Here is a 14662-nt window from a genome sequence, read left to right as displayed (position 1 = left end):
GCCCGGGACCGCCGACGGAGGACCAGCGGTGCGGGGCGCGGGATCAGAGGTCGAGGTCGACCACCACCGGGGCGTGGTCCGAGGTGCCCTTGCCCTTGCGGGCCTCCCGGTCGACGTAGGCGTCCGAGACCGCGTCGGCGAACGGCCGGTTGCCGTAGACCAGGTCGATCCGCATGCCGTTGTTCTTGGGGAAGGCCAGCTGGCGGTAGTCCCAGTAGGTGTACGGGTGGTCGTACTTGAGGGGCCGCGGCACCACGTCGGAGAGCCCCGTGGCGCGCAGCGCGGCGAGGGCGTCCCGCTCGGCGGGGGTGACGTGGGTCGAGCCCTCGAAGACGGAGCGGTCCCAGACGTCCTCGTCGGCGGGGGCGACGTTGAAGTCGCCGAGGACGGCGAAGGGGCGCCCGCCCGCGGCGTCGTCGGCGACCGAGGCGCGCAGGGCCCCCAGCCACTCCAGCTTGTAGGCGTAGTGCGCGTGGCCGACCTCGCGGCCGTTGGGCACGTACACCGACCAGACGCGGACCGGGCCGCAGGTCGCGGCGACGGCGCGCGGCTCGACCTCGGGGATCATGGCGCCGTCGGCGAGGTAGCCGGGCTGGCCGGGCAGGCCGCGGACGACGTCGTCCAGGCCGATCCGGGAGACGACCGCGACGCCGTTCCACCGGCCGGTGCCGTGGGCGGCGGTCTCGTACCCCAGCTCCTTGACCGCGTCGTGGGGGAACGCCTCGGTCGAGCACTTGAGCTCCTGGAGGCAGACCACGTCGGGCCGGGCGCCCTCCAGCCACTCCAGGAACTTCGGGAGCCGTGCGGTGATGGAGTTGATGTTCCAGGTGGCGATGCGGACGGTCACGGCGGGCGGGCCTCCGGGCGGTGCGGACGTCGGGCCGGGGCGCCGGGCCTGACGGCCCGGGACACCCCGGTCCAAAGCTACCGCCGCCCTCCGACAACGGGGGGACGCGGCCAGGGGGAGCCCCGGAGTCCCGGCGGCCGGGGATCCGGACGGCGGGGGCTCCCGCCGCCCGCCGGGGGCGGGCGGCGGGGTGCGGGCGCGCCGCCCCGCCGCCCCCGGGTCAGCGCCGGTCGGGCACCACCACGGCGGCCGCGCCGCCGCCGCGGCGCACCGGCTCGGCGGCGGCGAGCCACCGGCCGTCGGGCAGCCGCTCCACGCCCGTCGCGGCGCCGATCTCGCCCGCGTCGGTGAAGACGTGTCCGATCGCCTCGAGCTTGGCGCGCTCCGGCAGGGCCAGGAAGGCCGGCTCCGCGCCGGTGGCGGCCGCGTTGCGCTGGCTGGCGCGCGGCGCGGCGATGGCCTGCTCCAGGCTCAGGCCGCGGTCGATGCGGCCGGTGAGGACCTGGAGCACGGTGGTGATGATGGTGGCGCCGCCGGGCGACCCCGCCGCGAGGAACGGCCTGCCGTCGCGGAGCACGACCGTCGGGGAGATCGAGGAGCGCGGGCGCTTGCCGGGGCCGGGGAGGTTGGGGTCGGGGACGCCGGGGACGGCCGGGGTGAAGGAGAAGTCGGTGAGCTCGTTGTTGAGCAGGAAGCCGCGGCCGGGCACGGTGATGCCGCTGCCGCCGGTCTGCTCGATGGTGAGGGTGTAGGAGACGACGTTCCCCCAGCGGTCGGCGACCGTCAGGTGGGTGGTGTTGGGCCCCTCGTACGCCTCGGGGGCGCCCTTCCCGGCGGCGGTGCAGCCGGCGGCGCCCGGGTGCCGGGGGTCGCCGGGGGCGAGCGGGCTGGTGAGGACGTGGTCGGGGGTGATCAGGCAGGCGCGGGAGTCGGCGTACCGCTGGGAGAGGAGCTCCCGGGTGGGGACGTCGGAGAAGCGGGGGTCGCCGACCCAGCGGTTGCGGTCGGCGAAGGCGATCCGGGACGCCTCCAGGAAGCGGTGGTCGTACTGGACGGCGTCGAGGCGGCGGAGGCCGCTGCGCTCCAGGATGTTGAGGGCCTCGCCGACGGTGGTGCCGCCGGAGGAGGACGGCGCGATGCCGTAGACGTCCAGCCCGCGGTACTCCACGTGGGTGGGCCTCTGCCGGCGGACGCCGTAGGCGCGCAGGTCGTCCGCGGTCATCCGGCCGGGCCGGACCCTCCGCGCGGCGGCGGGGTCGACGGGCGGGTGCTGCACGGTGCGGACGATGTCGGCCCCGACGGACCCGCGGTAGAGGGCGGCGGTCCCCTCCCTGCCGAGCTGCCGGTAGGTGGCGGCGAGGTCGGGGTTGCGCAGCGTGGAGCCGACGGCGGGGGGCGCGCCGCCGGGGAGGAAGAGCTGCCGGGTGGCGGGGAAGTCGCGGAAGCGCGCCTGGTTGGCGGCGGTCTGGTCGCGGAAGGTGGCGTCGACGGTGAAGCCCCGGTCGGCGATGCGCTCGGCCGGTTTCAGCACGTCGGCGAGGGGTCTGCTGCCCCACAGCCTCAGCGCCCGCTCCCAGGTGGCGGGGGTTCCGGGGACGCCGACGGAGAGGCCGCTGGTGACGGCGTCGGCGAAGGGCAGCGGCCTGCCGTCCTCCAGGAAGAGGCCGGCGTCGGCGGTGCGGGGGGCGGTCTCGCGCCCGTCGAGGGTCTGCACCCTCCGGGTGCGGGCGTCGTAGTACACGAGGTACCCGCCGCCGCCGATGCCCGCGGAGTAGGGCTCGGTGACGCCGAGGGCCGCGGCGGTGGCCACGGCGGCGTCGACGGCGTTGCCGCCGCGGCGCAGGACCTCGATGCCGGCGGCGGTCGCGTCGGCGTCCACGCTCGCCACCGCCCCGCCCCGCCCGACGGCCTCGGGCGCCTTGGCCGCCGCGTGCGCCCCCGCCGCCCCGCGCACCCCGTCCGGGGGAGGTGGCGCCGCGGACGAGGCGGTGGCGCCGGGGGCAGCGGCGAGGGCGGCGGTGAGCGCGGCGGCCAGGGCGAGGGAGGGGGTGAGGCGGGTCAGGACGCGCATGCGTACCTCCTGAGTCGGCGTCCCGACCGTTCTTTCACAGCCGCCCCGGGGGCACAACAGGGCCTCGCGGGCCTCCGGGGCGCGCGGTCCTCCCGGGGGCGGGGCCGACCGGTCGAGGGCGCCGGGGCGACGGCGAGCGGGTGGCGGTGACCGGGTGGCGGTGACCGGGTGAGGCGCCCGGCGGACGCGCCTCCGGGGGGCGCGACGGCGGCTCCGGGGGCGCGGAGGGGGCTCCGGCAGGCGCGCGGAGGCTCCGTGGAGCGGTCACCGGACGGCACGCTCCGGCAAAAGTTGCTTGAGGCAACCAAGGGAGTTATGGTTGCTTCAGGCAACTAGATGGAGGCGGTCATGGTCTCGCAGGAGAGCTGCGGAGAGCTGCTGCTGCAGCTCAGCAGCACCGACGCGCTGATCAGGACCTTCAAACGCGAACTGCGGCCCGGCGGCCCGCGGGGCGGCTTCGCCCTGCTCGCGGCGCTGCACCGCTGCGGCGGACTCCGGGTCGGCGACCTGGCGGAGCTCTTCGAGATCGACGTGTCGGCGGCCAGCCGGCAGCTCGCCGACCTGGAGGAGCGCGGCTGGGCGGAGCGCGTCCCCAACCCGCAGGACCGGCGCTCCTGGCACGCCCGGCTGACGCCGGAGGGCGAGCGCGTCGCCCGGGAGCGCACGGCCCGGGCCCGCGACCTGCTGGCCGAGGCCATCGCCGACTGGCCCGAGGAGGACGCCGCCGCACTGGCGGACCTCCTCGGCCGCCTCCGCACGAGCTTCGACGCGCGCCGCGTGCGCGTACCGGACCACCCCTCCCGCACGGCTTCGGGAGCGAAAGGACTCTGATGGAAACCGCAGCACCCGCCGGGGTGCGGGAGGCCGCACCCGCCGGCAAGGCCGCGGACGCGGCCGAGCCGATGTCCCACCGGCAGATCATGGAGGCCCTCTCGGGCCTCCTGCTCGGCCTGTTCGTGGCGATCCTGTCGTCCACCGTGGTGTCCAACGCCCTGCCGACGATCATCGCCGACCTGGACGCGAGCCAGACCGCCTACACCTGGGTCATCACCGCCACCCTGCTGGCGACCACCGTCTCCACCCCCATCTGGGGCAAGCTCGCCGACCTGACCAGCAAGAAGCTCCTGGTCCAGCTCGGCCTGGTCATCTACGTCGCCGGCTCGGCCGTGGCGGGCCTGTCGCAGAACGCCGGCATGCTGATCGGGGCCCGGGTGGTCCAGGGCCTCGGCGCGGGCGGCCTCACCGCCCTCGCCCAGGTGATCATGGCCGCGATGATCTCCCCCCGCGAGCGCGGCCGGTACTCCGGCTACCTCGGCGCGGTCTTCGCGCTGGCCACCATCGGCGGCCCGCTGATCGGCGGCGTGATCGTCGACACCTCGTGGCTCGGCTGGCGCTGGTGCTTCTACGTCGGCGTGCCGTTCGCCGTGCTCGCCCTGGTCGTGCTGCAGAAGACGCTGCACCTGCCCGTCCACCGGCGCAAGGTCAAGGTCGACTGGGGCGGCGCCACGCTGATCGCCGCGGCCGTGTCGCTGCTGCTGGTCTGGGTCTCCTTCGCGGGCGACAAGTACGACTGGCTGTCCTGGCAGACCGGGGCCATGGTGGGCGGCGCCGCGGTGCTCTCCCTGCTGGTCCTGCTGGTGGAGTCGAGGGCCGCCGAGCCGATCATCCCGCTGCACCTGTTCCGCAACCGCACGGTGACCCTGGCCGTCGTCGCCAGCCTCATGGTGGGTGTCGCGATGTTCGGCGCCACCACCTTCCTCAGCCAGTACTTCCAGCTCGCCCGGGGCGACTCCCCGACCCGGGCCGGCGTGATGACGCTGCCGATGATCGTCGGCCTGGCGCTCTCCTCCACCGTCGCGGGCCGGATCATCACCCGCACCGGCCGCTGGAAGGTCTTCCTGGTCACGGGCGGCATCCTGCTCACCGCGGGCTTCGGCCTGATGGGCGGCCTGCGCAACGACACCGACTACTGGCTCGCCTCGGTCTACATGTTCCTGATCGGCGTGGGCCTCGGCATCACCATGCAGAACCTGGTCCTCGCCGTGCAGAACCAGGTCCGCCCGCAGGAGCTGGGCGCGGCCAGCTCGGTCGTCGCGTTCTTCCGGACCCTCGGCGGCGCCGTCGGCGTCTCGGCGCTCGGCGCGGTCCTCTCCCACCGGGTCACCGACTACACCAGCGAGGGCCTGGCGAAGCTCGGCGTGCACGCCGCCCCGGGCCACGGTGCGATCCCGAAGCTCTCCGCGCTGCCCGCCCCGGTGCGCGGCGTGGTGGAGAGCGCCTTCGGCCACGGCGTGGGCGACGTGTTCCTCTACGCGGCCCCCACCGCCCTGGTGGCGCTGCTCGCGGTCCTGTTCATCAAGGAGGTGCCGCTGCGCACCGAGAACTCCGAGCAGCAGCGCACCGGTGCCCCGGCGGCGGCCCCGGCCGCAGCCCCGGCCGAGGTCGCCGGCCACGGCCGGCACGCCCAGCGCGAGGAGCCCGCGGCGGCGGCCGACCCGGTGGCCTCGGCCGCCGACGGCCTGGTCGGGGGCGTCGGGACGGAGGCCGTGCCACCCGGCGGCGGCCTGATCCGCGGGTACGTCCGCCGCGCCGACGGTGTGCCGGTCGGCTCCGCGACCCTCACCCTGATCGACGTCCGCGGCCACCAGCTGGCCCGCGCGGCGGCCCGCCAGGACGGCCGGTACTCCCTGCCGACGCCGGGCAGCGGCACCTTCGTGCTGATCGCCGCCGCCGGGGAGCACGAGCCGTACGCCGCGACGCTGGTCGTCGGCGACCAGCCGGTCGACTTCGACCTGGTGCTGGCGGGCTCCGGCGGCCTGGCGGGCACCGTCCGCGCCGCGGACGGCGCGCCGGTCGAGGACGCGACGGTCGTCGTGACCGACCTGCGCGGCGAGGTCGTCGCCACCGGCAAGACCGACGCCGCGGGCGGCTTCTCCTTCGCCGAGGTGGGCGCCGGGACGTACACCCTCGCGGTGAGCTCCGCCGTGCACCGCCCCGCCGCGCTGCCGGTCGAGGTGGTCGGCAGCGGCCAGACCGTGCAGGACGTGGAGCTGCAGCCCGGGGCCCGGGTCGCGGGCACCGTGCGGGTGCAGGGCGGCGGCCCGGTCGCCGACGCGCGGGTCACGCTGCTGGACGCGGCGGGCAACGTGGTCGGCGTGGCCACCACCGGTCCGGACGGGCAGTACGCCTTCGCCGACCTCACCGGCGGCCAGTACACCGTGACCGCCACCGGATACCCGCCCGTGGCGAGCGCGCTCAACCTGGCCGCGGAGGGCGCAGACGCCCACGACCTGTGGCTGGGGCACCCCGCCGCCGGCTGAGACGGCACGCACTCCGGACCGGGGGGCATCCGGTCCGACGGCCCCGCCCCGTGGGACACCGGGGCGGGGCGACGGGAGGGCCGTCCGGGACCGAAGGGCATCCGGTCCCGGGCGTCCCCGCCCGGCGGGGACCCGCCCCGCACCCGCGGCACGCCCCGCGGGCCCGCACCGGCCCTCACCGGTCCGCCCGCACCGGTCCGCCCGGACCGTCCACGCGCACCGGCCGCCCGCACCGCCCGCCACCCCGACGAGAGCACACCCCGAAGCGAGAGCAGGAGCACCATGCAGATCGGCACCGAGTCCGCCTCCGTCGCCGGAAGCGCCCCGACCGGGGGCCGCGGCCTGCACGCCAGGGTGTCCACCCGGGACGGCTGGGCGGTGCCGCACGCGGTCGCCACGGTCACCGACACCGCCGGCCGCCAGGTGGCGCGGGCGGAGGCCGCCGACGACGGCACCGTGGCCACCGGCCCGCTGGCGCCGGGCGCGTACACCGTGGTGGTGACGGCGGTCGGCTACCTGCCCGCCGCGCGCACCGCGATCGCCACCGGGTCGGGCGCGGCCGAGCTGGGCACCCTCGTCCTCGCCCGGCAGGGCGGGGTGGAGCTGCCGCCGCCGGGCACGTGGACGATCGACCCGGCGCACTCCACCGTCGCCGCCACGGCGCAGCACCTCGGACTGTCCAGCGTGCACGGGCGGTTCACCGCGTTCGGCGGGCGGATCGAGATCTCCCCCGCGGTGGAGGGGTCCGCCGTGGTCGCCGAGATCGACGCCGCGTCGGTGGACACCGGCAACGCGATGCGCGACGAGCACCTGCGCTCCGCGGACTTCCTGGACGTGGCGCACCACCCGGTGATCGCCTACCGCGGCGGCGGGCTCACCCCGGCCGGTCCGGACCGCTGGACGGTGCACGGGGAGCTGACGCTGGCGGGCGTCTCCCGGCCGGTCGACCTGGACCTGTCCTACCTGGGCACCGGCCCCGACCCGTGGGGCGGGGTGCGGGCGGCCTTCCGTGCCACCGCGGAGCTGCGCCGGGAGGACTTCGCGATGAACTGGAACCAGGTCGTGCAGGCCGGCATCGCCGCGATCGGCGCCACCCTGCGGGTGGAGCTGGACGTCCAGGCGGTGCAGGGCGAGGTGCTGCCGCAGGCGTGAGTACGGGCCCGCCCCGGGCGGGGGTGCGGGCGGCGCGGGGTCGGACGGGCGCGGGAGCGGGAACCCACTCGCCGGCCATTCTTTACCTGTACATGACCTTACGGCCCGTTACTGACAGCAAGTCTCACAAGCTACGCTCCAGATGCCGCATCCGGTCGGACGTGCGCCCACCCACCGCACGCGGATCGCGGCAGACTGGAGCACCGCATGCGCGCGCACGCACGCCGGGCGGCGGCCACCGCCCTGGCCGCCGCCCTGCTCACCGCCGGGCCCCTCGCCCTCGCCGCCCCCGCCCAGGCCGCCCCGGCCGCCACCGCAGCGGCCGCCGCCTCCCCCGTCCTCCGCTTCACCGACATCCCCGGCTCGGGCGGCGTCGTCCTCAAGGGCAACGTCTACGCCCCCGCCGACACCGCCACCCCCCACCCCCTGGTCGTGCTCCCCTCCAGCTGGAGCCTCAACGACCTGGAGTACCTCGCCCAGGCCCGGCAGCTGGCGCAGGCCGGCTACGTGGTCGTCAGCTACACGCCCCGCGGCTTCTGGGGCTCCGGCGGCCGCATCGAGGTCGCCGGGCCGCCCGACGTCGCCGACGCCGCGAAGGTCGTCGACTGGGCGCTCGCCCACACCGCCGCCGACCCCTCCCGCATCGGCATGGCCGGCGTCTCCTACGGCGCCGGGATCAGCCTCCTCGCCGCCGCCTCCGACCCCCGGGTGCGGACCGTCGCCGCCCTCAGCGGCTGGGCCGACCTGGTCGGCTCGCTGTACAGCGACGAGACCCAGCACCTGCAGTCCGCCGGCCTGCTCGCCCTCGCCGGCTACCTCACCGGGCGGCCCGGCGCCGAGCTCCAGCAGGTCCTCACCGACTTCTTCGGCTCGGAGTACCCGAAGGAGGAGCAGGTCAAGGCGTGGGCACGGCTCCGCTCCCCCGCCACCTACCTCGACCGCATCAACGCCAACGGCACGGCCGTCATGCTGGCCAACGCCTGGGGCGACTCCATCTTCCCGCCCAACCAGCTCACCTCCTTCTACGAGGGGCTGACCGGGCCCAAGCGGCTGGAGCTGCGGCCCGGCGACCACGCCACCGCCGAGGCCGCCGGACTGCTGGGGCTGCCCAACGACGTGTGGACCGACGCGCGCCGCTGGCTCGACCACCACCTCATGGGCGCCGGCAACGGCATCGACCGGGAGCCGCCGGTCCACCTCCAGCCGCAGCTCCAGGACTCCTACGAGGACTACCCGAGCTGGCAGGCCGTCAGCACCTCCAGCCGCAGGCTCGCCCTCGGCGCCCGCAACTGGCTGGGCACCGGCGGCCTGGGCGGCGGCGCGGCCGCCGGCTGGCGCACCACCGTCGCCACCGGCCTCGACTCCGGCGCGGACGGCGGCACGGTCTTCCTCAGCAACCTCGCCGAGCAGTTCCTCAAAGTCCCGCCGCTGGTCTCCGTGCCGCTGCTGCCGCGCGCGGTGAGCGCGGTGTGGCAGTCCGACCCGTACGGGACGGAGCAGCGGATCCGGGGCAGCGTCCGGGTCCACCTCGGCGTCGTCCCCGGCGACGACCGGGGCAGCCTGGTGGCCTACCTGTACGACGTGGGGCCGCTCGGCGTCGGGCGGCTCGTCGCCCACGCGCCGTACACCTTCGTGGAGCGCACGGCCGGGAGCCGGTTCACCGCCGACTTCGCCCTCCAGGCCACGGCCTACGACGTGCCCGCCGGGCACCGCCTGGCGCTGGTGGTGGACACCGTGGACCCGCTGTACCTCACCCACAACGCCGCCGGCACCCGGATCGGCTTCGACTCGCCGGACGCCGACCCCTCGTGGATCTCGGTGCCGCTGAGGTGAGCCGCCGGTCCCGGGCGGGGCGGCCGGACCGGCTCGGGCCGGGTCCGGCCGCCCCGCCCGGGACCACCCGTGCGCACGGGGGCGCCCGGGTCCCGGCACCCGGGCACCCCCGTACGCTGGCCCCGTGCTCGCGCCCGCCGCCCTCCCCTCACCGCTCCAGCAGGTCGACGACCCCGTGCTGGCACGGGCGGGCGTCCGGCTGCGGCTCAAGCGGGACGACCTGGTCCACCCCTCGGTGCCCGGCAACAAGTGGCGCAAACTGGTCCCCAACCTGCACGCCGCGGCCGACGCCGGGCACACCCGGCTGCTGGCCTTCGGCGGCGCGTACTCCAACCTCCTGCGGGCCGCCGCGGCGGCCGCGGCCGCCCACGGCATGGCCAGCACCGGGATCGTCCGCGGCGAGGAACTGGCGGACCGGCCGCGCAACTGGTCGCTGCGGGCCGCCGAGGCGTACGGCATGGAGCTGGCGTTCCTGCCGCGCTCCGCCTACCGCGCCACCCTGGAGGGCCTGGCGGACCTCGGCGTCCGCCGCGCCCTGGAGGAGCGCTGGGGCCGCTGCTGGATCCTGCCCGAGGGCGGCACCAACGTGCACGCCGCCCGCGGCAGCGCCGCCACCGCCGCCGAGCTCACCGACCTCGGCCCGGACGACCTGGTCTGCTGCCCCGTCGGCACCGGCGGCACCCTCGCGGGCCTGGCGGCCGGGCTGCCGCCGGGGGCGCGGGCCCTCGGCGTCGCCGTCGTCGCCGGGGCCCGCCACCTCGACGGGGAGGTGGCGCGGCTGCACGCGGAGGGCTGGGGGCGCTCCTTCGCCAACTGGCGGATCGACCACGACCACCACGGGGGCGGCTACGGCCGCGTCCCGCCCGCGCTGGCGGACTTCGCGGCCGGCTTCGCGCTCCGGCACGGCACCGCCCTGGAGCTGCGGTACGTCGCCAAGACCCTGCACGCCGTGTACCGGCTGGCGGAGGCGGGCCGGCTGCGGCCGGGCACGCGGGTCACCGCCGTCGTGACGGGACCGCCCGACCCGGTCCCGGCGTGATCCCGCGCGGCCCGCGCCCCTCGGCCCGCGCCACCCCGGCGGGGCCGTGACGGCGGGGCCGCCACAGCGGGCGGCGCGGCAGCGCCGCCGCGCGGGGATCCGGGGCACGGGCGGCGGTCCGGGGGCGGGAGGCACCGGTGCCGGGTCGGGGGCGGGGGCGGGGGCCGCCGGGCGCCTCAGCCCGGTCCGCGGCGCCCCGGGAGGGCGGGCGCGGCGGCCCAGCGGACGGCGACGGCGCCGGCGGCGCGGGCCTCGACGGCGGTCCGCCACGCCTCCAGGCGGGCGGTGAGCGGACCCGGGTCCACGGCCGGGTCGACCGCACGCAGCCCGACGACGATGCGGGCGGCGGCCCCCGGGGCGCCGTCGGGGGCGCCCTCCGGACCCGGCTCCCGCGCGGCGGGCAGCACGGCCATGTCGGCGAGGAGGACGCCCTCGCCCCACAGGGCCCGGTCGAGCAGCTCCAGGGAGACGCCGACGGGGTCGGGCCGCTCGGGCACCGCGCACAGGACGACGATCTCGTGGCCGCGGGGGCCGAGCGGGCGGCTGTGCAGCACGCGCGGGCCGGTGGCGGCGCCGGTACCGGTGGCGGCGACGCACAGGGCGCGGCCGGAGCCGTGGACGGCGGTGCCCGTCCCGGCGCTGAGCAGACCGCGGAGTCCCGGCAGGAAGGCCGCGGCGGCGGCGACCCGGGCGTCGAGCCGGGAGGCGGGAACGGCTGCGGCCGCGACTGCGGAGGAGGCGGTGCTCGTCATGGCCCGCGCCCCACCCTCCCCCTCGCCCGGCCGCGCCCACACCTGTCGTGTCCGCACCACACTGCCCGAAGACCCGACGCCCCGTCCACTCCTTCTTCACATCTCCGTGCGGTGCACCTCGCCGTCCGGGACCTGGGTGCACGGTCGCGTCCCGGGCGACGGCGGCGGGCCGGACCACGCCCCCGAGCCGCCCCTCCCGTCTGCGCCGCCCCACCGCCCGTGCAGCCGCCCCTCCCCCCGCGTCCCCCCGTGGACCGCGGGCACCGCACCGCTCGGCGGCCGCCCGGAGCGCGGCCGTTCCTCCGTGGACGGACCACCGTCCTCCGCGGAACGGAAGGGGCGGCAGCGACAGCAGGGACGGGAGGGGCCCGGCGGGCGTAGGGTCGGCCGCATGCTGACCCGTGCAGACGTCGAGGAGGCGGCCGCCCGCATCGCCGGCCGCGTCCGGACCACCCCCGTCGCAGTGCTGGAGCCCGAGGACGCGGGCGGCGCACCCGTGGGGCCGTCGCTGTTCAAGCTGGAGATGCTCCAGCACTCCGGCTCGTTCAAGGCCCGCGGCGCCTTCAACCGGCTGCTCGCGGCCCGGGAGGCGGGCGCGCTGCCCGCCGCCGGCGTGATCGCGGCGTCCGGCGGCAACCACGGCCTGGCGGTCGGGCACGCCGCCGCGCGGCTCGGCGTCCGGGCGGAGATCCTCGTGCCCGCCACCGCCCCGCCGGTGAAGCTGGCCGCCCTCAGGGAGACCGGGGCGGCGGTCGGCCTGCACGGCACCGAGTACGCGGAGGCCTACACCGCGGCCAAGCAGCGCGCGGCGGACACCGGGGCGCTGTTCTGCCACGCCTACGACCAGCCGGAGGTGTGCGCGGGCCAGGGCACGGTGGGGCTGGAGCTGATGGAGCAGGCCGGGCCGGACGGCCTGGACACGGTGCTGGTGGCGGTGGGCGGCGGCGGCCTGCTCGCGGGGGTCGCGGCGGCGGTGGACGGCCGGGCGCGGGTGGTGGCGGTGGAGCCGGAGGCGATCCCGACGCTGCACGACGCGCTCACGGCGGGCGGTCCGGTGGACGTGCCCGTCTCCGGGATCGCCGCCGACTCGCTCGGCGCCCGGCGGCTGGGCGCGGTCGCCCACGACGCGGCCGTGCGGCACGGCGTCGTCTCCGTGCTGGTGCCGGACGCGGAGATCGCGGCGGCCCGGCGGGCGCTGTGGGAGCGCCGCCGCCTGCTGGTGGAGCCGGCCGGGGCGGCCGCCCTGGCGGCGCTGCGGTGCGGCGCGTACCGGCCGGAGCCCGGCGAGCGGGTCGGCGTGGTGCTCTGCGGCGCCAACACCGACCCGTCCGACCTCGGGGACGGCGGCGCGCTGTAGGGCGCCCCCGGGACCCACCGGCGCCCGGGACACCGGCACACGGCCCCCGGCGCCCCGCCGCACCCCCGCGGCGGTGCGCGGCCCCGGCCGGCCGCCCCGGCGGTCAGGCGCCGCCGCGGCGCTCCACCCGGCGGCGCCTGACGGTGCGGAAGCGGCGGGCGACCTGGCGGGCCAGGTCGGCGGCGCCCACGAGTCCGGCCTCGCCGCCGAGTTCGGCGAGGACGATCTGCGCCTCGGGCCGGAAGCCGCGGCCGGTGAGGGTCCGCCGGAAGGCGTCCCGGGCGGGCTCGATGAGCAGGTCGCCCGCGGCGGAGACCCCTCCGCCGACGACGAACCGGCCGGGGTCGAGGGCGGCGGCGAGGTTGGCGATGCCGACGCCGAGCCAGCGGCCGACGTCGTGCAGCAGCTCCACGGCGACCGCGTCGCCCTCCCGGGCGGCCTCGGTGACCAGCGGGCCGGTGATGGCGGAGACGTCGCCGCCGACGCGGTCGAGGAGCGGTTCGGCGACGGGGGACTCGGCGGCGGCGAGCTCGCGGGCGTCGCGGACCAGCGCGTTGCCGGAGGAGTACTGCTCCCAGCAGCCGCGGTTGCCGCAGGGGCAGCGGTGGCCGCCGGCGACGACCTGCATGTGGCCGAACTCGCCGGCCAGGCCCCACTTCCCGCGCTCCAGCAGCCCCTCCCGGACGACGCCGCCGCCGATGCCGGTGCCGAGGGTGATCATGACGAGGTGGTCCTCGCCGCGGCCGGCGCCGAACCGCCACTCGGCCCAGGCGGCGGCGTTGGCGTCGTTCTCCACGACCACCGGGAACCGCAGCCGGTCGCTGAGGGCCTGCCGCAGCGGTTCGCCGCGCCAGTTGAGGTGGGGGGCGAAGAGCACCCGGGACCGGTCGGCGTCGACCCACCCGGCGGCACCGACGCCCACGGCGTGGACGTCGTGCCGGTCGGCGAGGTCGAGGACGAGCTCCACGATGGTGTCCTCGACCACCTTGGGGCTCTTGCTCTTGTGGGGGGTCTCGGTGCGCAGCTGCTCCAGCACCCGCCCGTCGGCGTCCACGGCCCCGGCGGCGACCTTGGTGCCGCCGATGTCGACCCCGACGGTGGTCAGCCGCAGGGAGCTGAGGTGGACCGCGCGCCGGCGGCGGCTCGCGCTGCGCTGCGCGGTGCGGCCGCCGTGCCCCCCGGTTGCGGAACCGGCTCCGGGGACGAGCCCGGAGAGGGGGCGCCGCCCCTCCCGTCCGGCGTCTGCGCTGCTGCTCACGTCCTGCTCCGCCCCCGCCGTGTCGGCGTGCTCGTCGTCGTGGATGCCTGCCGGTGGCCGTCCCGGACGCCCCCGGCGCACGGCCCCGCGGGCGCCGTATGCCGGTCTCCGCGGGGGGCCGGCTGCTATCCTCCCCCATACGCGCGGGCCTCTTCCCGCACGCGGAGCGAGACGGCTCAGGTCAGGGCGGGCGCAGTGCCGGCGCAGCCCGCGGGAGCCGCGCCCGGGGGTGCCGCCCCGGACGGAGCGGCTGCGCGCCGCGGAACGACCGCAGGACGGACGCCCCGCCACCCGGACGGCGACGGACACCCGCGGGCCGCCGTGACGTCCGCCGCACCGGCCCGTGTCCGCGCCGCCTCCTGCCGCGCCGCCGCCTCCACCACCGCGCCCCGAGAGCCGCACGCCCGTACCGGGCCGCCGGACCCGGCGGGACCGCGCACGCCCCCGGACACCCGACCCGGACACCCGACCCGGACACCCGACCCGGGCACCCGCCACCCCACGGCACCTCCGCATCCCGGCACCACCGACCGCGTACCACCGCCATGTCCGGCAGCCCCCCAGCGGCGGCCGGCGGCGGGCGCCCGGCCCCCAGGCTCCGGACGCCCGGCAGGTGCGCGCCCGTTCCGAAAGGCTTCTGCTCCCGTGACGACCACGCCATCGCGGGCCCCGCGGCGACCCGGGCCCCGGAAGAACGCACCCGGGGCCCACCCCCGTGTCCCGGAGGACACCGGGCATCCGCCGGGCGGCCTCCCGCAGGACGGCGCCGACCTGCCCACGGTGGCCCTGCGCGTCCTGGGGGCGCACGCCCGGCCCGCCGCGCCGGCCGCCCCGCCCCGGCAGGTCCCGGTGCGCCGGCAGGTCCCGGTGCGCGGCCAGGCCCCGGGGCTCCGGCAGGCCGCCCCGGGGCGCCGACGGGCCCCGGCCCCCGCCTCCGGGGCCGGGGACGCCGCCGGTCCCGTCTTCGCCGACAGCACCGGACGCCGCAGGCGCGGCCTGCGCCTGGTCGGCTGGCTGGTGGGCACGTCCTGCG

10 protein-coding genes are annotated in these 14662 nt (G+C 77.9%); 6 read left to right on the top strand and 4 right to left on the bottom strand.

Annotation, left to right across the window (positions count from 1 at the left end):
- Positions 1-43: 43 nt before the first annotated feature.
- Both ACFY07_RS04515 and ggt read right to left on the bottom strand, forming a co-directional pair.
- A complete protein-coding gene (locus tag ACFY07_RS04515) occupies positions 44-847 on the bottom strand; it encodes an exodeoxyribonuclease III (protein ID WP_390867332.1) in 804 nt (267 codons plus the stop codon).
- 220 nt (positions 848-1067) lie between these two features.
- Positions 1068-2918, bottom strand: a complete 1851-nt coding sequence (ggt, locus tag ACFY07_RS04510; RefSeq protein ID WP_390867331.1) for a gamma-glutamyltransferase — start codon at positions 2916-2918, stop codon at positions 1068-1070.
- Between the two features lie 348 nt (positions 2919-3266).
- Between ggt and ACFY07_RS04505 the strand changes: the two genes are divergently transcribed.
- From ACFY07_RS04505 to ACFY07_RS04485, 5 genes are all read left to right on the top strand, one after another.
- Positions 3267-3749 (top strand): MarR family winged helix-turn-helix transcriptional regulator, encoded by a 483-nt coding sequence (locus tag ACFY07_RS04505; RefSeq protein WP_230648027.1) that lies wholly within the window; start codon positions 3267-3269, stop codon positions 3747-3749.
- The gene (locus tag ACFY07_RS04500) at positions 3749-6238 is read left to right on the top strand and encodes an MFS transporter (RefSeq protein ID WP_390867330.1); all 2490 of its coding nucleotides are present in this window, start codon (positions 3749-3751) and stop codon (positions 6236-6238) included. Before ACFY07_RS04505 ends, ACFY07_RS04500 begins: the two co-directional genes overlap by 1 nt.
- A 282-nt stretch (positions 6239-6520) precedes the next feature.
- Complete coding sequence (locus ACFY07_RS04495) at positions 6521-7390, top strand: YceI family protein (protein WP_390867329.1); 870 nt, start codon at positions 6521-6523, stop codon at positions 7388-7390.
- Positions 7391-7597: 207 nt separating this feature from the next.
- Complete coding sequence (locus tag ACFY07_RS04490) at positions 7598-9223, top strand: CocE/NonD family hydrolase (RefSeq protein ID WP_390867328.1); 1626 nt, start codon at positions 7598-7600, stop codon at positions 9221-9223.
- 124 nt (positions 9224-9347) lie between these two features.
- The gene (locus ACFY07_RS04485) at positions 9348-10262 is read left to right on the top strand and encodes a 1-aminocyclopropane-1-carboxylate deaminase/D-cysteine desulfhydrase (RefSeq protein WP_390867327.1); all 915 of its coding nucleotides are present in this window, start codon (positions 9348-9350) and stop codon (positions 10260-10262) included.
- A 176-nt stretch (positions 10263-10438) separates the two neighbouring features.
- Here the strand turns inward: ACFY07_RS04485 and ACFY07_RS04480 are convergent, their stop codons facing one another.
- Positions 10439-11014 carry a hypothetical protein gene (locus tag ACFY07_RS04480; protein WP_390867326.1) on the bottom strand — a complete coding sequence of 192 codons (576 nt, stop codon included), beginning with the start codon at positions 11012-11014 and terminating at the stop codon, positions 10439-10441.
- Between the two features lie 391 nt (positions 11015-11405).
- Between ACFY07_RS04480 and ACFY07_RS04475 the strand changes: the two genes are divergently transcribed.
- Positions 11406-12371 (top strand): threonine/serine dehydratase, encoded by a 966-nt coding sequence (locus ACFY07_RS04475; RefSeq protein WP_230648033.1) that lies wholly within the window; start codon positions 11406-11408, stop codon positions 12369-12371.
- Between the two features lie 103 nt (positions 12372-12474).
- Here ACFY07_RS04475 and ACFY07_RS04470 read toward each other — a convergent pair whose 3' ends face one another.
- On the bottom strand, positions 12475-13629 hold the full coding sequence (locus ACFY07_RS04470; RefSeq protein ID WP_230648034.1) for an ROK family glucokinase: 1155 nt from the start codon (positions 13627-13629) through the stop codon (positions 12475-12477).
- Positions 13630-14662: the final 1033 nt, after the last annotated feature.

Source organism: Streptomyces sp. NPDC001380 (assembly GCF_042895785.1).
GTDB lineage: Bacteria > Actinomycetota > Actinomycetes > Streptomycetales > Streptomycetaceae > Peterkaempfera.
This window is presented reverse-complemented; position numbering and strand designations above follow the sequence as displayed.